Genomic DNA, 19,392 nt, shown 5'->3' with positions numbered 1-19,392 from the left:
CGAAACTCAGATTGCCGTAGCGGACGCCGCCGGTGCGCAAAGTGATCGCGTCGCCACCGAGAGAATCCGGGCGCGACAGATCGCCGCTCACCGCGATGTCGAGCTCGGGCCGCGGTTCGGCAAACTCGAACTTGCGCAGGATCTCGAGGACGCCGCGCAGGGAGGCCGCCCGCGAGGCGCGGTGCTCCGGCGTGCTCGGGTTGGAGGGGCCACCGCCGGTCGGCATCAGCAGATGGCCGTGAAGGGTGACGTGAATATTCTCCACCCGGCATTCGGCCCGGCTGATCGTGATCTGGCCATTCGTGTTCCAGATATCCGCACCGATGTCGCGAAGCTGAATCACGTCCGGGCGGATACCGTCGTCAGCAAACGGAATGTTGGCCGAGGCATTGTCGAGCGAGAGTCGGTCAATGGTCACCCGGCCTCGCAGAAGGTCGGCGAGGTTCGGCGAAATGATGAGGCGATCGATCTCCGCAAGCTGCCGATCGGGCTCGACCTTCCGATGCAGTGTGATGCCCTCCGCGACGATTCCCTCGAAGGGATGGAAGGTCAGCCGGCCGATCTCGACCTGGAAATTCGTGCCGCCCAGCGCAGCGGCAACCCTGGCGCGCCACTCCTCGCCGAACCCCACGAACTGGAGATAAACGAGCAGCGCGGGGATCCCCAGAATCACGAGCGCGCCGAGGGCTTTGCCGAAAAATCGAAAAACGCGCTGCATGTTGTCTGCTATCAACCCTCAACCACGAACTCAGAGCAAGTGCAGCGCGTCGACATCGACCGAGATGCGGATCTCGCGCGGCGCCGAGAGCTTGGGCAATGCCGCCCGCACCATCCGGCTCATCCGCACGGCGCTGGGACCGCGCAGGGCGAGATGAAAGCGGTGCTCGTTCTTCACTCGCGCGAGCGGGGCCGGGGCGGGATCCCCAATCGCAACCTCCGGCCCGGCACTTTCGCGCAACCTCCGCACGAGCGTCTGCGCGGTGAACTCGGTGCGCTCGGCGTGCGGCCCACGGACGGTCACGAGGACGAAGCGCTGAAACGGCGGGTGACCGAACACCCGACGAAAATCGGATTCGTGCTCCCAGAATCCCAGAAAGTCGTGGTGCCGGGCATGCTGAATCGCCGGATGTCCGGGTGTGAAGGTCTGCACCAGCACTTCGCCCTCGGCCTCGCCGCGTCCCGCGCGACCGGCGACCTGCGTGAGCAGCTGGAACGTGCGCTCACCGGCGCGGAAATCCGCCATGTGCAGACCGATGTCCGCGTTCACGATGCCGACCAGCGTGACGTTCGGAAAATGCAGACCCTTCGCGATCATTTGCGTGCCGACGAGGATGTCGATCTTGCGGGCCTGAAAACGATCCAGCGCCTCACGATAGGCGCCCTTGCGCGTCATGGAATCCGCGTCCATCCGCTCCACCCGCGCCGCGGGAAAAACCTTTCGCACGGCCTCCTCGACCTTCTGCGTGCCGAAGCCGGAATGCCGAATTCCCGGGTCGCGGCATGACGGGCACGATCTCGGCGAACGCTCGGCATGCCCGCAAAGATGGCAGCGAATGCGCTCGTCGTTGCGGTGATACGTGAGCGCCACGCTGCAGTTCGGGCATTGAGCGACATGGCCGCAGGCCTGGCATTGCAGCGCGGAGGAATAGCCGCGACGGTTGAGGAAAAGGATGGTCTGCTGGCCCGCGGCCAGCCGGCGCTCGATGGCGACGCAAAGCATCGCGGAGAGCACCTGCTGCTGGCCCTTCTGGCGATTTTGCAGGCGCAGATCGACCACGCGGATCAGCGGCATGCTGCGATCGTCGATCCGCGATGGCATCTCGACGAGGCGGTATTTGCCGGACTTCGCATTGTGGTAGCTCTCGAGCGACGGCGTCGCGCTGCCGAGCACGACCGCGCATTTCTCGAGCGACGCGCGATACACCGCCACGTCGCGGGCGTGATAACGCGGCGCCTCGTCCTGCTTGTAGGAATTCTCGTGCTCCTCATCGACGACGATCAGCCCGAGGTTCTCGAGCGGCGCGAAGATCGCGCTGCGGGCGCCGATCACGATACGCGCGCCTCCGGAATGGATCTTGTGCCACTCGTCGTGCCGCTCTCCCTCCGAGAGGTGGCTGTGCAGCACCGCAATGTGCGCCTGAATCGACGCAAAGCGCGACTTGAACCGCTCGACCGCCTGTGGCGTGAGCGAGATCTCCGGCACGAGCACGAGCGCCGTTTTCCCGCCATCGAGGGCGTGGCGCAGCCCCTGCAAATAGACCTCCGTCTTTCCACTGCCGGTGACGCCGTGAAGGAGCACCGGCTTCGCCTTGCCCGCGGCGTCGATCGCTTCGCAGACGGCCTGCAACGCCGTGGCCTGCTCGGAATTCAAGGCCAAATCGCTCGAGGGGAGGTATTCGCCCTCGGGGTCGCGAGCGATGCGCTGCTTCCCGATGCTCACCAGGCCACGTTTCTCGAGGGCGCGCGCCGCGGGGCCGGCGAGTTCCGCCAGTTCGACCGGCTCTCCGGCCTCCTCCAGCCGCGCGATCACTTCGAGCTGTCGAGGCGATTTGCGTGCCATGGCTGCCCGCTCCGTCTCGTCCGGAGGCCGCACCAGTGTCACGAAGAGCTGCTCCTTGTGCGCGAGTTCCGCCTTGCGAATCACGACCGGCAACACCGCCCGCATGGCGACCTCCTCCGCGCAGCAATAGTAGTCCGCCATCCAGCGTGCCAGCCGCATCAGCACCGGCCGCACCAGCGCCTCGTCGTTCACCAATTCGGCAACGTCGCGCACTCCCCGGGCATCGCTTTCTTCAAGCACCGTCAGCACCGTCGCGAGGACGACCCGCGTGCGCAGCGGCACCCGGACCCGCGAGCCCGCGTGCACCCGGCCCGCCAGATGCGCCGGGATGCCGTAATCCAGCGGCTTGCCGGCGGATTGGTCCAGCAGGACGCGCGCAAATCGAGACATCGTCCAGAACTAACAGATGATTTGCCGGGGATGAACAGCGCAGAAATCACCGCCGCGACCGCTTCGAAAGAAAGTTTCCGTCGCTGAAAAATTCCGGTTGTGACCGAAAAAGTCGCGTCTACATTGCCGCCACCATTCGGTCAGCCGGGTGGCATTCTCATCCTTGCATGATCCACGGACCGCTGTCTGACGAGGAACTGCACGCCGCAGTTCTCGACCTTCTCATTTCCATCACCGGTGTCGACGAGCTCCGCACCGCGCCCGACCTCAAAATCCGGGAGACGGGCATTCTCGACTCCCTTGGAATCGTCAGCCTGATCCTCGGGTTGAGCGAGCGCTTCTCGGTCGAGGTCGCCCCCACCGAGATCGAGGAGGAAAATGTCGCCACGCCTCGCGCGATCGAGGAATTCGTCCGCCGCAAGCTCGCCTCCCCCACGCCCTGATTTCCGGCATGTCGACCACGGCACCGTTCTGGATTCGCGCCCCGCATCTTTCGGCGGGCGCCCTCGCCGTGGCGCTCGCCGGCGGACTCTTCTGGCTGCTCTCCGCCCTTCACTTCGACCGACGGCTGGCCCATCTCACGGCCTCGGACATGCTCGAGGTCAAGGATCAGGGCCTCGCGTTGCAACGCGAGGCTTTCGCCGACAAGGACCTCCTCCCCATCTACGGCAGCTCCGAATTCCGAAATGATTCCCCCTACGCCGGTCGCATGTTTTTCGCGACGCATCCCACGGGTTTCGGTCTGTTCATCGTCGGAAAGGCCGGCTCGAAGACGCTCATCATCGCCCATCGTCTGGGCGCCCTTGGCGACGCGATTCGCGGTCGCAAAGTCGTCATCATTCTCTCGCCCACCTGGTTTCTTTCCGAAAAGGAAGGCGTTGGCTTCTACGAGGGAAATTTCTCCGCCCTCCAGGCCGAGGAGCTCATCTTCAAAAGCTCGCTCTCGCCGGATTTGAAGCGCGCCTTCGCAACGGAGTTCCTGAAGTATCCCAAGGCTCTCGCCGGACACGAATTCCTCCGCTTCGAACTCAAACGCCTCACGGACAGGACTCCATCGCTCGAGGACAGGATCGCCCTCGGCCTGGGCGGCTACGTCGGGGATTTTCTCAATGCGATCGACGAATGCTCCACCACGCTGGCGCTTTCTCCGAAGATCGTTCAACACCCGACCGGACTTTCGCTTCCCGCAAAAACGCCGAAGCAAAAACCGGCGTGGGACGACCTCACGAAATCCGCCAGCGAGCGGCATTCCAGCGCGGATCTCGCCGAAGAATATCCCGACGGAAATGGTCCCTCGGCCGAGAAACTCGCCCTCAAACTCGGCGGCAAGAAAGCCGAGCCCTTTCAGGTCATGCTCGAGAGATCGGACGAGTGGTATCACCTCGACCTCCTCCTGCGCACGATGCGCGAGCTTGGCGTGAAGCCGCTCATCATCAGCATTCCCATCAACGCGACCTCTTTCGCGACGGCCGGCGTGAAGCCCGTGGATCGGGAACTCTACTACGCGATGCTGCGCGACAAACTGCGCCCCTACCACTTTCCCTTCGAGACCTTCGAGACCCACGAAACCGACCCGTCCTTCTTCAACGACGAGATGGGCCACCCGAGCGCGAAGGGTTGGATGTATTTCAATCGCCTGATCGATCAGTTTTACCATGACAAACTTCCCGCCACGCTGGACTAGGGTCGCCCTGCTCGCGCTTTACTACCTCCTCATCCTGCTGGGAGTGTTCCTCATCTACTCCTCCGGCTCCTTCAAGACGCCTGCCTTTATTTATCAGGGGTTCTGAGGCCATGGACATCCTCGCCGAGATCGCCCATTGGGTGCGGAGCACTCCAGACCGGCCCGCTCACCTCAGTGGAGACGCAACGTTGACCTACGGGGCGCTGGGAACCGCCTCCGATCATCTCGCCCGGCACCTCCTCCACTCCCTCCCCGAGGGAGAAGCTCCCGTTGTCGTCCGGGGGCACAAGGAGCCCGAGATGCTCGTCGCCTTCCTCGCCGTGCTGAAAGCCGGGCGCGCCTACATCCCGATCGACGTTTCCTGGCCCGAGGCCCGCGTGGCCCAGGTCGAAAAAACCTCCGCCTGCGCGCTCGTCCTCACACCAGCAGGCATCCGCGAGATCCTCGCCCAGCCGGCTCCGGCCGCCATCCCATTTCCCGTCCGCCGCCCGGACGATCCGCACTACATCATTTTCACCTCGGGCAGCACCGGCGAACCCAAGGGCGTCGTGATCACGTCGCGAAACCTCGCCACTTTCCTCGAGTGGATGACGACCGAACAACGCTTCTCCCCCGCCGGCGAGGTCTTCCTGAATCAGGCGCCGTTCTCCTTCGACCTCTCGGTGATGGACCTCTACCTCAGCCTCACCACCGGCGGCACCCTCTTCAGCATCTCGAAGGACGACATCGCGAATCTCCGCCGTCTGGCCGACACGCTCGCCCGCTCCCGCATCACGATCTGGGTTTCGACGCCATCGTTCGCCCAGATGTGCCTGGCCGATCCCCGCTTTTCCGCGGAGCTACTCCCCGACGTCCGTCGCTTCCTCTTCTGCGGCGAAACGCTGCCCCCGTTTGTCGCGGCGGAACTTCTCGCCCGCTTCCCGACCGCCGCCGTGTGGAATACCTACGGTCCCACCGAGGCCACCGTGGCCATGACCTCCATCGCCATCGATCGCGAAGTCCTCGCGCACCATCCCGCCCTGCCCGTCGGTTTTTGCATGCCCGGCGGTCGCGTCGAGATCCGGGATGAATCCGGCGCAGCCCTTCCTCCCGGCGAGGCGGGCGAAATCGTTATCCACGGCGACAATGTCAGCGTCGGCTACCTCGGTCGCCCCGACCTCAGCGACCGGGTTTTCGGCCTCGCGAACGGCCTGCGCACCTATCGCACGGGCGACTGGGGCTCGCTGGACGAGCGCGGCCTGCTCTTCGTTACCGGCCGCATGGACGGCCAGATCAAGCTCAACGGCTACCGCATCGAACTCGGCGACATCGAGGCAAACCTGCGCGAATTGCCCGACGTTTGCGACGCCGTCGTCCTCCCCGTCACCGGGCAGGGAACGCCCGATCTGCTCGCCGCCTTCGTGATTCCCCGTTCGCGCGATGGCCGCACCGATCTCGATCTGCTCCTCGCCCTGCGAAGCGCTCTCGGCGAACGGCTGCCCTCCTACATGATCCCGAAGAAGTTCCGCTTTCTCGAAAGCTTTCCCATGACCGCCAACGGCAAGGCCGACCGCCGCCAGCTCGCCCAACTCCTGTGATTCCCTACACCGATCTCGGCTATTTCGGCGCCCTCGCCGCGCTCGCCCTTCCCGTCCTGCTTCTTCGCAGCCTCGGGCGCGACATCCGCTACTGGCTGCTCGCCTGCTCCGCGGTGATGATCGTCCTGCAATTCTGCACATCGTCGCATCTCGTGCTTTCCTTCCTCGGCTTTGCGGCCTGGCAGGGCGCCGTGGCCTACGGTTTCCTTCGCTTCCGCGCCGCCGCGCCCGTTTCCTCCGCTCGACGACGCTGGGGATTCTACGCCGCCATCGCGCTCGCCCTCGCGCCGCTTGTGCTCTGCCGCATGCTCCCCTGGCTCGCCGGCAACAGCACCTTTGGCTTCCTCGGAATTTCCTACGTCACCTTTCGCAGCCTCGACGTCGTCTTCGGTCTGGACGACGGCCTCATCGCCACCCTCGATGCCGCGCAGCTCTTCACCTTCCTCTTTTTCTTCCCGCCGCTCTCCTCCGGCCCGATCGATCGCTACCGCCGCTTTCAGAAGGACTGGGTCGCCAACGCCGCCCGCACGCCGGTGCTCGCCGACCTCGATGAAGCCGTGCGCCATCTCTTTCGCGGCCTGCTCTACAAATTCATCCTCGCGTATCTCATCAAGAAATACTGGCTCGACCCCGCCACGGAGCAGGCCGGACTGCCTGGCATCGCCTCCTACATGTATGCCTACAGCGCCTTCCTGTTCTTCGACTTCGCCGGTTACAGCGCCTTCGCCGTCGGCGCGAGCCTGCTCTTTGGCATCCGCACGCCGGAAAATTTCAATCGCCCGTTTGCCGCGATCAACATCAAGGATTTCTGGAATCGCTGGCACGTCAGCCTGTCCACGTGGTTTCGCGATCACGTCTACATGCGGTTCGTTCTCACCGCGACGAAGCGCAAGTGGCTCGCCCGCCCGCAGCACGCCTCCCACCTGGGCTACGGCCTCAGCTTCGGATTGATGGGCCTCTGGCACGGCTTCGCCCCGAATTTCCTGATCTACGGCTTCTACCACGCCGCCCTGCTCATCGGTTACGACCTCTTCAAGCCGTGGAACCAGAAACACCGTCTGCTCGGCGACGGTTGGCTCGGCAAAGGTGTCGCCCGCTTCGCCACGATCAACGCCGTCTGCCTCGGCTTCCTGATCTTCTCCGGCCACGTTTTCCTCGGCCCGGGCACCGCCCATCCGAAGGTCAAGGCCGGCCTGCACGCCGCCGCCGGCTCCAAAAAGAAACCGGCCGCCCACCCCCGGAAATCGAGAAAAGCCAGCGAGGAAACATCTCCGCGCACAGCGGCCGCGTGACGCGCCGACCAAGCTCGCACGGGCTATCGACCGCCGAGAAAATTATCCCATCATCGTTCGGCGCCTTGCCCTGGGGCATCCGGCAACGTAAGTCTCCCACCGGATGAAGGGCGGTCAAATTCTTGGCGGGCTGGTTGGAGGTGCAGCCATTGCCCTCGGAGCCTTTCATCTCCTCGAATCGCCGACACCCGTCGCAAAGCTCCCGCCGGCTCTCTCCCCCGCAGCTCCCTCCCCCATTTCGGCGCGCGCCCTGCCATTGCCCGCCGCTCCCTCCGCAGCGCCGGCTCCAATCCCGGTTGCATCCGCAAATCTCACCCCGATCCTTTCTCCGATTCCCCCCACCGCACCAACTTATCAGGGAGTCACTCGCGAACTCGTCTTTGGAACCAGGCCGATTCCGAATTACCGCCGGGGCGACCGGATCACCCTGCAACTTTCCCCAGATCTCGCTGTGCCCGTCACCATCACCTCCTCACAATCGCTCGACCGCGCCACGAAGGCGCACGCCCTCGCCGGCCGAATCGATGGAGTTCCGCTGGGACGCGTCGCCATCAGCGTGCACGGCGACGCGATTTACGCGTCGATCCACGGTGCGCAGCTGGGAAACTTCGAGATCCGCCGCGGTCCGGGAGGCAACATCCGGGTCGAGAAACTCACCGCCGCCAGCGACCTTCCATGCGCTGCCGATCGCGCGAGTGGTTCCGACACCGACTCCGACACCACCGTCTCATCGTCTACGACCCCGCCGAGCACCTCTCGCACTGCGCGCGCCGCTCCCGCAAATGTCGTCGAAGACATCGCCATCTATTTCAACGACCAGGCACGAGTCTCGGTAGGTGGCGCCGTCGGAGTTCCCTCCGACGACGCTGATATTCGCGCAAAGATCCAGACCTCCATCACAGACGGGAACACCGCGCTCTCCGATTCCAACATCGCGGTCACCCTTCGGGCCGTGGCCGTCAACCCGATCGACTATGACTACCCCGCAAGCGAAGGAATGGATCGCGCCCTCGCAGAACTCCGCAGCACCGCCGACGGGAAGATCGACGAGGTGCACGCCTACCGCGACCAGGTGGGGGCCGACATCGTTTCCTTGTGGATCGACAGCAACGTCGATGGCGGCCTTTCCAACGTCAACTACCAGTCCACCATTGGCCTCAGGAACGCATTCAACGTCGTTCGCGCGAAAAATCCCACCAGCACCTTCGTCCACGAAGTCGGCCACAATCACGGATGCCGCCATCTGCGCGACAGCTATTCTTCGACGCCCACATCCTACTACGCCGACTCTTTCGCCCACTATTTCCTCAGCAGCGGCGCCGCCTTCGTAACCGTTGTCGCCTCCACCGGCGACGCCTCCCGCAAGAGCGCGACCCGCATTCTGCGGTTCTCCGATCCCAATCTCGACTACCTCGGCACCCCCACCGGCCAGGAAGGCACCGCGAACAACGCCGCCACCATCCGGGATACGTCCATCCTCATCGCGGACTTCCGAGTCGCTCCCGAAACTCCATCCCCGACGCCCACTCCCAGCGCCAGCCCCAGCCCCCTCCCCGACGAATCGCTCCCCAAAGCTGACATCACTCCTCCCAAGCTCACTCTGAGAGGCCGCGCGCAGCTCCAGACCCACAGCGCTCGTATCATCCTCCGCGGAACCGCCAGTGACGACTCGGGCCTCGATCGCGTTATCTACAAGGTGACCGGCCAGGAGAAATTCGCCATCGCCAAGGGAACCAAACAATGGAAGCTCACCCTGCGGCCGCGAATTGGCCGCACTGTCGTGAAAATCATCGCGGTGGATCTTTCCAATCTGGAGTCTTCTCCCGTGAAGGTGATCATCCTTCGCACGCCTTAAGGTGATCACGTTGCCTCGACTTTCCGCAGATCGCATCATCCTCGGCTCCGCCGCGGTCGCCTTGCTTCTCGCGACCCTTCATTGGTTGCCCGGTCGGCAGGTGCGCCTGCATCAAAAAAATCTTCTCCGCGCCGTCGAGGATCGAAAATGGGTCACGGTTGGCGGGTTCATTTCCGCGAACTACAAAGACCCGTGGGGCCAAACGAAGCCGAAGATTCTGAAACACCTCCCGCAAATCTTTGCGGATTTTCTCGCGCTCGGTGTGATCCCGGAGGAGGAAATTCTCTTCCGGGATGACCGAAATCTCGTCGTTCAGGAAAGAATTCGCATCGTGGGCTCGGGTGGCCCGATCGCACAATTTGTGATGCAGGAATCCGAGAATCTCACCGCGCCCTTCTCCTTCAAGTGGCGCAAAGAAAGCTGGATGCCATGGGACTGGGCTCTCGTCGAAGTGACCCAGCCGCAAGCCGACCTGCCCGCGAAGCTCGAGCAAGACTTTTGAACAAAAAGCCGCGAGAGCTTCCCCCTCGCGGCTTGGAAACTTCTACTCCGTGATGACGTCCTTGTAAGTCATCTGCGTGGGAATCATCGGCAGCACGTGCTCGGTGTAAGGGGTCATCACGTCGAGGACGTAAGTCTCCTTCGAATCGAGCAGGCGCTGAATGGCCCCCGGCAGATCCTTCTTGTGGGTCACGCGTTCGCAGGTGACCCCGAAGCCCTTGCAGATCTCCACATAGTCGGGGTAGATGCGGCCGAGATCCTTGGGATCGCCGAGGAAGGTGTGCCCGCGATTGCTGCCGTAGAAGCGGTCCTCCCATTGCACCACCATGCCGAGATGCTGGTTGTTCAGGATGATCACCTTGGCCGCAATGCCTTCCACGTGCGTGGTGGCGAGCTCCTGGACGTTCATGAGGAAAGATCCGTCGCCGTCGATGTCGATCACCTGCTTGTCGGGGCGGCCCATCTTGGCGCCCATCGCCGCCGGATAGCCGTAGCCCATCGAGCCGAGCCCGGCCGAGGTGATGAGCGTGCGCGGCTCCGTGAAATTGTAATACTGCGCGGCCCACATCTGGTGCTGGCCCACGCCGGTCGCAATGATGGCCTGCCCCTTCGTCATGTCGTTGAGCATGCGAATGACGTATTGCGGCTGGATCACGTCGGGCGTGTCCTTGAACGTAAGCGGGAAACTTTTCTTCCAGCCCTCGATCTGCTTATACCAGGCCGGGAAACGGTTGAACGCGGACTTCACGCGCTTGAACCCGCCCTTTTCGAGGATCTGATTTGTCCGACGCAGCGCGTATTTCACGTCGCTGTGAATCGGCAGCTTCACGAGCTTGTTCTTGTTCAGCTCGGAGTTGTCGATGTCGATGTGGACGATCGTGCCGTGCTCGCAGAATTTCTCGACCTTGCCGGTCACGCGGTCGTCGAAGCGCACGCCGATTGCGAGCAGGAGGTCCGCCTCGTTCACCGCGTTGTTCGCGTAAACGGTGCCATGCATGCCGAGCCACTTGAGCGAGAGCGGGTGCGTCTCCGGGAAACAGCCGATACCCATCAGCGTTGTTGCCACGGGAATCTGCGTGCGCTCGACGAACTCGAGCAGCTCACGATGCGCCTCACCGGTGATGATGCCGCCGCCGCAATAGATCATCGGCTGCTTCGCATTGTTGATGAGGCCGATCATCTCGTTCAAGGCCACGTCGTCGGCCTTGTAGTCGATCCGGTAGCCGCGGAGGTTCACGCTCGTCGGATAGATCGGCTGCGTCTCCTCCTGCTGGATGTTCTTCGGGATATCGATGAGCACCGGGCCCGGCCGGCCGGTCGTCGCGATGTGGAAGGCTTCCTTCACGATGCGCGGGATGTCGTTGATGTCCCACACGAGGTAGCTGTGCTTCACCACCGGCAGGGTGATGCCAAACATGTCCGTCTCCTGGAACGCGCCGCGGCCGATCATCGACTGCGGCACCTGGCCGGTGATCGCCACCAGCGGAGTGGAGTCCATGAACGCGTCGGCGATGCCGGTCACAAGATTCGTCGCGCCGGGTCCCGAGGTCCCCATGCAAACGCCGGCCTTGCCGGTCGCGCGGGCATAGCCTTCCGCGGCAAACACGCCGCCCTGCTCGTGGCGAGGCAGGATCGTGCGGATCTTCTTCGAACGGGTGAGCGCCTGATGGATCGGCATCGAGCAACCGCCGGGATAGGCGAAAATCGTGTCGACGCCCTCGCGCTCGAGGCAGCTGACGAGAATGTCCGCGCCGTTCATTTTCTTGCCGCGGTCGGGAGCGGCAGCTTTAGCGGGAGTGCGACGGGACGATTTCGTGGCCATAAGAGAACTGGGAAAAATGCCAGAACTCCGACCCCGAAGCAAGCCGCGATTGGTCCGCCCGAGAACCGGAACGGATCAATTGCCGTTGAAGAGCACGCCGCCCGTCACCGGGGCAGCCTGGTCGACATGCGCGTGCCCCGACTGGGCCGGCGTCGGCGCGGGGGCGGGCTCGTCGAAGGCGCAGCCGGCAAGGGTGACGAGGAGCAGGCCGAGAAGGAACAGGCGAACGTTCATGGCGTCAGCAGAGCAGAAAGCCGCGCGGGCCGGAAGTCCGCGCATCGACACGCGCCCGGATTCCCGTTAAACGCGTGCGCGCATGGGGCTGAAACAACTCTTCGAGAACAATCGTAAATGGGCCGCGGAAGTTCAGGCGGAGGATCCGACCTTCTTTCAATCGCTCGTCCACCAGCAGACGCCGAAATATCTCTGGATCGGTTGCGCCGACAGCCGCGTGCCGGCCAATGAGATCATCGGTCTGCGCCCCGGCGAGGTTTTCGTCCATCGCAACGTGGCGAACCTCGTCATGCACACGGACTTCAACTGCCTCTCCGTCGTCCAATACGCGGTGGAAGCGCTCAAGGTGGAGGACATCCTCATCACCGGCCACTACGGCTGCGGCGGCGTGCAGGCTGCGCTCGCCGAAGACGATCTGGGATTCGGGCTGGTCGAGAACTGGCTGCACTCCGTGAGCGTGCTTGCAAAAAAACACCGCGCCTTCCTCGAAGCCGCGCCAAACAAGGCCGACCAGCTCGACCGGCTTTGTGAACTCAACGTCATCGAGCAGGTCCGTGTGCTCTGCGAGAATTCGCTCATCCGCCACGCCTGGAAGCGGGGGCAGAAACTCAACGTGCACGGTTGCATCTACGGCCTCCGTGACGGCCTCGTGCACGATCTCGGCGTCACGATCTCTAGCCTCGAAGAGGTCGAAACGAATGTCGAAAGCGCGCTGCGCGCCGTCGTGGCTCGCTTCAGCTAACCGCGCGACTCACCGGCTCACGAGGCCGGCGCAGAGTTCCGCCTTGCCGGCAAAATGCCGCACGCGCCCCTGCCGATCGAGCAGGCCAAAGCCGTCGCCGTAGGCCGCGCCATTCACGACGCAGAAGTCCGTGCCGCAATCCTCGAGCTGGTGCGCGCCGGCATGCAGCGCATCGGCCAGCTCGCCGTTCAGCTCGTATTTCCAGCCGACGATTTGCGCACCGGGAAAAAGATTCCGCAGTTCAGGCAACAGCTTGCGCGCCGGCCGCAGCATGACGTTCAGCTCGCCCGCCCGACTCGGAATCTTCGCCGCGGAAAGGATCGTGCCGTATTCATCGCGCACGCTCTCGACCTCGTAGTCGTTGAGAGCCGCGGTGTGGAAAACGTCCCTCACGAAGTCGACCTCCTCGAGCTGGCGAAGCAGATCTTCGTTCGTTGAAAACGCGCGCAGGTCCACTCCCGTCGCCGCGGCGAGCGGCGTGGTGGCCGCCTCACCCTTGAAGCACACGACATCCCTCCCGGCCGCCGCGAAGGCATTCGCGAGCATCACCCCGAGTTCCCCGGTCGAAAAATTCGTGATGCGGCGGACGTTGTCGATCGGCGCATACGCCGGGCCGCAGGTGATGAGCACGCGATTCATGGGGTCTTCTCCGGCACGGCCACGAGGACGAAATATTTACCTTCCACCGATCCGGCCGGAAAGACAAAGCCGGCGCTCGTTTTCTTGGACAGAAAAATGTGCACCTGGAATCTCCAGTCACCATTCAGGCGATAGAATTTCCCTCCCTGCTCGATACGCGGGTTGTCGTGATCCTTGCGGTCGGTCGCAAAGACGTAATGCGTCGGCCAGCGGAAGATCTGCTCCACAATCTTCGTGAACGAAGCGCGCGTCGCCTTGTCCGAGCCGGCAAAATTGATGCATCGCGTGAAGGCGGCGCGATCGCCGGCAAGGAGCGCGGCATTGATCTGGAAAAGCAGCTCGTCCCGGGATTTCGCGGCGTGCAGCGGCGCCGCGCCAAGCACCACCAGAAGCGCGGCTAGCAGGACGCGAGTCTTCATCGGGAGCCCTAGCGCGGCTTCATGTGCGGGAAGAACAGCACGTCGCGGATCGATTCCGCGCCGGTGAGCATCATCACCAGCCGGTCGATGCCGATGCCGATGCCACCCGCCGGCGGCATCCCGTATTCCAGCGCCTCGATGAAATCGTGGTCGATCTTCTGCGTCTCGCCGCCGCTTTGCTCCTCGAGCCGCTGGCGCTGGACGATCGGGTCGTTCAGCTCCGAGTAGCCGGGCGAGATCTCTTGGCCGTTGATCACGAGTTCGTAAACGTCGACGACGGACGGGTCGTCCGGATTCTGCTTCGCGAGCGGAACGAGCTCCTTCGGGCAATGCGTGACGTAAAGCGGGTCCATCGTCTTTTCCTCGACGAGCTTTTCAAAGACATGCTGGGTGACTTCGAAGTCCGCGACGCAATGCGTGATATCCAGCCGCAACTCGGCGCAGCGTTCGCGACGCGCCTCGGGCGAGAGCGCATACCAGCCCGGCACGGCGGCCTCGACGAGGTCGGCGTAGCGGGCCCGGCGCCACGGGCGCGCAAGATTGATCGTCTTCGTGACGTTGCCCTCGGCATCCCTATGCTCGATCTGCAGACCTCCGCAAATCGTCTCGGCGAGATGGCAGACGAGTTCCTCGACGAGGTCGGCCATCTTCTCGAAATCCCCGTAGGCCCAGTAGGCCTCGAGCATGGTGAACTCGGGATTATGCCGGCGAGAGATGCCCTCGTTGCGGAAGTTGCGATTGAGCTCGAAAATCTTCGGGAAGCCGCCCACGAGCAGGCGCTTGAGGTAAAGCTCCGGCGCGATGCGCAGGAAAAGATCGAGTCCGAGCGCGTTGTGGTGCGTCTGGAAGGGGGCCGCCGCGGCGCCGCCGGCGACGGCCTGCATCATCGGTGTCTCGACCTCGAGGAAACCGCGATCCTCGAGAAAACGACGGATCGCCCGCACGATGGCGATGCGCTTTTGAAAAACGTCGCGCGACTCGGGATTTGCGATGAGATCGAGGTAGCGCTGGCGGTATTTGATCTCGGTGTCCTGCACGCCGTGCCACTTGTCGGGGAGCGGGCGCAGCGATTTACTGAGGACCTCGAAATTCGTCACGCGGATCGTCGGTTCGCCGGTGCGCGTGATGAAGCCCTCGCCGGCAATTCCCACGAAATCGCCGAGGTCGAGGTGCTTGAAGATCGCGAAGGCCTCTTCGCCGATCTCTTTCGCGTGGAGGAAAATCTGGATGCGGCCCGTGGCGTCCGACAGATCGAGGAACTGGCTCTTGCCCATGTCGCGGTGGGCGGTGATGCGGCCCGCCGCCCGCAGCGGAGCGCCTTCGGCGAACTTCGCGCGCACGCCGGCGATATCGCCATCGGTTTCATAGCCGCGACCATAGGGAGCGACGCCCGCGGCGTGCAGGGCGTCGAGTTTCTGGCGGCGAATGGCGAGCAGTTCGGAAAGTGAGGTCGGTTCCACAGTCAAAGAGAGATACCATGCGCCGCGAGCCGGGCCTTCCTCAATGGAAAAGTCGATTCGGTGCGCCCCTTGTCGCGACGCGCCTCAGCCGGCCGGCGGAACGCTCACCCGCACGCGCACCGGCTTCGCGGAAACTCCCTGCGAGTCGATGCTGCGGAGGATGATCGTGTTTCGTCCGACATGGAGCCTGATCCGGAGGGACCACGTCCTGCCGGTCTCCACGCTGAGGGTTTGCTTCACGCGGCCGTTTTTCGCGGTGAGTTTCACCGTCCCGGAGCCCTCCGCGCGACCGCGGATCACGATGGCCGTCCCCTCCGACACGACTTTCTTCCTGAAAACTCGGATGGCCGGCGGCTCATCCTTCGACGGAGTCGCTGTCGGCTCGGGCGTCGGCGAGGGAGTTGGCGTCGCCGAAGGATCGGGCGTGGGCGACGGGGTCGGGGTCGGCGTGACGCCGGGCTCGAGAATCGTGAGCGTGTAACTCAGCGAGACGACTTCGTTCAGCCCATTGTAGCGCTCGACGACGATGGCGTAGTTACCGGGAGCATTCGGAATCGTGCCGCCGAGGACACCGGTGTTTGCATCGATCGAAAGCCCGGCCGGAGTCTGGCTGGCGGCGCCGAGGCGGAAGAGCGCGGGCTGACTGAAATAGCCCGATGCGAGATTCGCAGCGAAAGTGGCATTGGCGGTGGTGTTGCCGGCTCCGGGGGTCACACCGACCACCGTGGTGCTGCCGGCAGTCGTCGCGGAATTCACGCGCCATCCCGCCGTGGTGGCCGCGGCGTCCTCGGTATCGCCCGTGAAAGATGCCGCCGAGCCGCCGCCGACGGAGCCGATATTCGGCGTGACCGTCGCGTTGCTGCCGTAGCCGATCTGGTGCATCACGGCAGTCGTCGCGTCCTTCAGCACGAGGGCGTCCCCGTTGTTGGAGAGCGATGGCCAGCTGCCGGTGAAGTAAGTCGTGTTGTTCGACGCCAGCACGAGCCGTCCGTCGGCGACGTCGGCATCGTCGGCAGGCAACAACGGATCTTTCGACGCGCCGTTGTAGATCACAATGCGCGTGCCGGCCGGAATGTTGTCCCACACGGCACTGTTGGCAAAGGTCACGACCGACGCGTTCGCGGTGGCGTCGTCGAACTTCCAGTTACGCAGACTGCCCGCCCGCAGCACGAGGATCTCCACCCACTCCGCGGTGCCGCCACTGGGGCCCTGGCTGAATTCGTTGATGATGGCCGCGCGCGTGAAAGTGGTCGCGGTGCCGCGCAGGACAAGATCGCTCTCGTAGGTATACGCATCGCCGATCGACGCATTCGTCTCCGGCCGCGTGAGCACCATCACGGCGCCGGTGAGAAACGCGGCGCCGGTGTTCACGCCGTCGCCTGGCGTGATGACGCAACGCCAGACCTTGCCGGCATTTGCCGCGGCGGCGGGCAGCGTAGCCGCCGTGGAGCCAGAGGCGTCGGTGAAGGTCACGCCGTCGGTGCTCGACTGCCACTGGCAGGTCAGCGAAACGGAGGCGCCCTCGGGATCGCTCGCAGTGACGCCGGTCAGCTCGAGCGTCTGGTCGCTGAATGCCTGGGAAGCGGGCGAGATCGATCCCGCGGTGACGCTCGGCGGCAGATTCGCGACCGTGATCGCAACGGTCGCCGAAGTGCCGGTCGCGCCTTCGCTGTCCACGGCGCGGGCGCTGAGCGTGTAACTGCCAGCCGCGGACGGCGTCCACGAGGAGGTATAGGGCGCAGTCGTGTCGGTCCCAATGACCGTGCTGCCGGAGAGAAATTCGACCTTGGTCACCACGCCGGTGGAGCCCTCGGCCGTGAGGTCGGTCGCGGTCGCGGCGAGCGCGATCGGCGCACCGATGCTGAACGAACTCTGGTCCTGCGGCGAAGTCAGCTGAACGACCGGCGCCTTGTTCGCGGCCGCGGCCGCCGTGCCGAAGACGGTGAGCTCCGCGGCCGTGAGCGTGCCGCCCGTGGAATTTCCGATGCTGCTGAGGTCGGCGATTTTCAGCGTCCACGTGCCCGCCGAATTCTCGCCCCAATCGTGAACGGTCATGAACGTCCAGTCGGAATAATTGTCGCCCGTGTCGCTGTGCACCTCGGCGAGGCGACTGGCCACGCCGGATGGCGACGTGAGCGTGATCGCGAGGTTGCCGCGCGCGGTGTGGTTGATCGTCACGCGCACAGTGACGTGCTCGACACGCAGGTTGCTCGCATTGAGATCGAAGTTGCGGGTGATGCCGGTGGAGTTGTTGTTCGGAATCGCGACACTGAGGCCGGACTGCGTGGAAACGGCGGAAATCTGCGCCGCGAGATTTGTCCACGTCGCGGCCAGCGCGACGGCGGCATTCGCATCGATGAGCCCCGCGCCGAACTTGTGATTGAAATGGAAACCGGCGGAGTTCGTTGTCCAGTCCGTGTCGGAGGGATTCACCTTCCGCGCGGACTTCATGAGGATCTCCTGCACGTCGCGCCAGCCGAGATTTGGATTGCGTTGCAGGAGCAGGGCGACCACGCCCGCGGCGGTCGGCGTCGCCGAGGACGTGCCGTTGAAAGTCTTCGTGTAGTTTCGGTCCGACAAGTCGCTCGTGATGGACGAGTTGTTGTAGCCATCCGACCCGGTGCGATCGACCGTCGTGATGTCCAACTCGCCGGCGCTGGAATCTCCGCCGGACGGTGACACGACGACGAGATTCGCCCCGGATTCGCTGTAGTAAGCCTGGGTCGACCGGTTCGAGAAAGCGCCGATCGCGATCGTGTAAATGGAGTTGGCGTAGCCGTCGTAGTTGGAATTATCGCCGACATCGAGGCCGTTTCCGCCGGCCCACAGGAAGATGCTCCCAAGGCCGCCCCGGCCGCTTGTCGTGGCTGTTTTCAACGCCGCCTTCATGAGCGAGCCTGGGGCCTCGAGCGTTGCGCCGTCGTCGTCGGGTCCCCAGCTGTTCGACTTGATGGCGATGACGTCGTTGCGCCAGGCCATGGCCTCGGCCTCGTCGGAGTCGCTCGAGGAGCCCGCAATCAGGCGCAACCCGACCACCTTCGCCTCGGGTGCCGTTCCCGACACGCCGAGGGAATTATTGCCCACGGAGGCCACGTTGCCCGCGCAGCAAGTGCCGTGATTGTCTCCGTCCACCCCGTCCCCGGTCGGGGGATTCGGGTCGTCGGGCGTCGAGTCGTTCCAATCATGGTCGATATCCGTAAGGACGTTGGCCGCAAGATCGGGATGGGCCGTTTGCAGGCCACCGTCCACGACGCCCACCACGACACCGGCCCCGCGGTATCCCGTGCCGCCGTAGTTCCAGACCGGCTCGACATTCACATCGATGCCCGCGGCGCCGCCGCTCTGGCCGGTATTTTTCAAGTGCCACTGGCTGCCGATGAGCGGGTCGTTCGGCAGCGCGCGGCGCGTCTGCTGCTTCGCGAGAAGGACATCCGCCCGGCGCACGCCATTCGTCGCACGCACCGTGCTCAACGCATCAAGGGCCGCAAAGGAATCCCGCAGCTTCACGACGGCGAAGCCGGGTGCGTATTCGGGGAATTCCACCTGCACGGCATTCGGGATCGCCGCCGCAAGGCCCACGCCCTCCTCGAGTTCCACTCGGATCTGCGGCAGGATCAGTCGCCGCGTCGTCAGGCTGCGCGCGACGCCATCTTCGTAGGCGACGAGAAAAAGTTCGCCGTCCTGCTTCGCGGAAAGCTGCGTCCATTGATCGTGCAAACCCCGCAAATCCGCGACCGGCGGCACGGAAACACTCTGCTCGATCCCCTCGGGACTGCGCCGCACGAATTCATCCCGCGCAATCGTGAACGAACGCTCCTGTCCGCCATCCTCCAGAACGAGGCGCCCCTCCGGCGTGACGGCAGGCGCCGCCGGAGCCGCAGGCGCACCGGGTGGCGGTGTCGCGCCCGCAACCGCCCTGGCTGGGACGGGAGCCGGCGCCGCGGACGCCCGAGCGACGGCAACGGAAGTCGGATCTTTCGGGGAAGATGCCCCCGTTTCGGCGCGACCCCACAACAAAACGACAAGGGCGACGAGACCGGCTACGACGAGCGCGACCCCATATTTCCAGGGTCGGGATTTCATCGGGAGAAAGGCCGTCCGGCAGCCGCAGCGAAATGGCAAGGGGGTTTCAACGTCTTGAAAAGGTGGGCCAGCACCCAGCACTCACCGTGCCGACCCGAGATTCGTCATCCGTTGATAGCCAGAAACCCCCACGT

Annotated in this window: 16 protein-coding genes; 8 read left to right on the top strand and 8 right to left on the bottom strand. The window is 64.1% G+C overall.

Going from position 1 to position 19,392, the window contains the following annotated elements; translation table 11 throughout:
- A partial coding sequence (locus VIM61_12535) for a hypothetical protein (protein HEY8901231.1) occupies nt 1–718 on the bottom strand: 718 nt, incomplete at its 3' end.
- 30 nt (nt 719–748) lie between these two features.
- Nucleotides 749–2,950 carry a primosomal protein N' gene (priA, locus tag VIM61_12530; GenBank protein HEY8901230.1) on the bottom strand — a complete coding sequence of 734 codons (2,202 nt, stop codon included), beginning with the start codon at nt 2,948–2,950 and terminating at the stop codon, nt 749–751.
- A gap of 167 nt (nt 2,951–3,117) precedes the next feature.
- Between priA and dltC the strand changes: the two genes are divergently transcribed.
- From dltC to VIM61_12495, 7 genes are all read left to right on the top strand, one after another.
- Entirely contained in the window at nt 3,118–3,393 is a 276-nt protein-coding gene (gene dltC, locus VIM61_12525) for a D-alanine--poly(phosphoribitol) ligase subunit 2 (protein HEY8901229.1), read from the top strand.
- Between the two features lie 8 nt (nt 3,394–3,401).
- On the top strand, nt 3,402–4,634 hold the full coding sequence (gene dltD, locus VIM61_12520; GenBank protein ID HEY8901228.1) for a D-alanyl-lipoteichoic acid biosynthesis protein DltD: 1,233 nt from the start codon (nt 3,402–3,404) through the stop codon (nt 4,632–4,634).
- Nucleotides 4,606–4,740: a hypothetical protein gene (locus VIM61_12515; GenBank protein ID HEY8901227.1), complete on the top strand. Its 135-nt coding sequence runs from the start codon at nt 4,606–4,608 to the stop codon at nt 4,738–4,740. The genes dltD and VIM61_12515 overlap by 29 nt, the downstream gene beginning before the upstream one ends.
- A 4-nt stretch (nt 4,741–4,744) precedes the next feature.
- On the top strand, nt 4,745–6,211 hold the full coding sequence (gene dltA / locus VIM61_12510; GenBank protein ID HEY8901226.1) for a D-alanine--poly(phosphoribitol) ligase subunit DltA: 1,467 nt from the start codon (nt 4,745–4,747) through the stop codon (nt 6,209–6,211).
- Nucleotides 6,208–7,503 (top strand): D-alanyl-lipoteichoic acid biosynthesis protein DltB, encoded by a 1,296-nt coding sequence (dltB, locus tag VIM61_12505; protein ID HEY8901225.1) that lies wholly within the window; start codon nt 6,208–6,210, stop codon nt 7,501–7,503. Before dltA ends, dltB begins: the two co-directional genes overlap by 4 nt.
- 451 nt (nt 7,504–7,954) lie before the next feature.
- Nucleotides 7,955–9,358 (top strand): M12 family metallo-peptidase, encoded by a 1,404-nt coding sequence (locus VIM61_12500; protein HEY8901224.1) that lies wholly within the window; start codon nt 7,955–7,957, stop codon nt 9,356–9,358.
- Between the two features lies 1 nt (nt 9,359).
- Nucleotides 9,360–9,860 (top strand): hypothetical protein, encoded by a 501-nt coding sequence (locus VIM61_12495; protein ID HEY8901223.1) that lies wholly within the window; start codon nt 9,360–9,362, stop codon nt 9,858–9,860.
- 42 nt (nt 9,861–9,902) lie between these two features.
- Here VIM61_12495 and ilvB read toward each other — a convergent pair whose 3' ends face one another.
- Complete coding sequence (gene ilvB / locus VIM61_12490) at nt 9,903–11,681, bottom strand: biosynthetic-type acetolactate synthase large subunit (protein HEY8901222.1); 1,779 nt, start codon at nt 11,679–11,681, stop codon at nt 9,903–9,905.
- Nucleotides 11,682–11,756: 75 nt separating this feature from the next.
- Entirely contained in the window at nt 11,757–11,960 is a 204-nt protein-coding gene (locus tag VIM61_12485) for a hypothetical protein (GenBank protein HEY8901221.1), read from the bottom strand.
- Between the two features lie 37 nt (nt 11,961–11,997).
- Between VIM61_12485 and can the strand changes: the two genes are divergently transcribed.
- On the top strand, nt 11,998–12,657 hold the full coding sequence (gene can / locus VIM61_12480) for a carbonate dehydratase (GenBank protein ID HEY8901220.1): 660 nt from the start codon (nt 11,998–12,000) through the stop codon (nt 12,655–12,657).
- 9 nt (nt 12,658–12,666) lie between these two features.
- Here the strand turns inward: can and VIM61_12475 are convergent, their stop codons facing one another.
- The 4 genes from VIM61_12475 to VIM61_12460 all read right to left on the bottom strand — a co-directional run bounded on the left by VIM61_12475 (nt 12,667) and on the right by VIM61_12460 (nt 19,258).
- On the bottom strand, nt 12,667–13,296 hold the full coding sequence (locus tag VIM61_12475) for a phosphopantothenoylcysteine decarboxylase (protein HEY8901219.1): 630 nt from the start codon (nt 13,294–13,296) through the stop codon (nt 12,667–12,669).
- The gene (locus tag VIM61_12470) at nt 13,293–13,715 is read right to left on the bottom strand and encodes a hypothetical protein (protein HEY8901218.1); all 423 of its coding nucleotides are present in this window, start codon (nt 13,713–13,715) and stop codon (nt 13,293–13,295) included. Before VIM61_12470 ends, VIM61_12475 begins: the two co-directional genes overlap by 4 nt.
- A gap of 8 nt (nt 13,716–13,723) precedes the next feature.
- Nucleotides 13,724–15,175, bottom strand: a complete 1,452-nt coding sequence (lysS, locus tag VIM61_12465) for a lysine--tRNA ligase (GenBank protein HEY8901217.1) — start codon at nt 15,173–15,175, stop codon at nt 13,724–13,726.
- Nucleotides 15,176–15,259: 84 nt separating this feature from the next.
- Nucleotides 15,260–19,258, bottom strand: a complete 3,999-nt coding sequence (locus VIM61_12460; protein ID HEY8901216.1) for a S8 family serine peptidase — start codon at nt 19,256–19,258, stop codon at nt 15,260–15,262.
- Between the last annotated feature and the right edge of the window lie 134 nt (nt 19,259–19,392).

The organism is Chthoniobacterales bacterium (genome assembly GCA_036569045.1).
Classification (GTDB): domain Bacteria; phylum Verrucomicrobiota; class Verrucomicrobiia; order Chthoniobacterales; family JAATET01; genus JAATET01.
The sequence above is the reverse complement of the archived record's forward strand: the minus strand, read 5'-3'. Positions and strand labels throughout refer to the sequence as shown.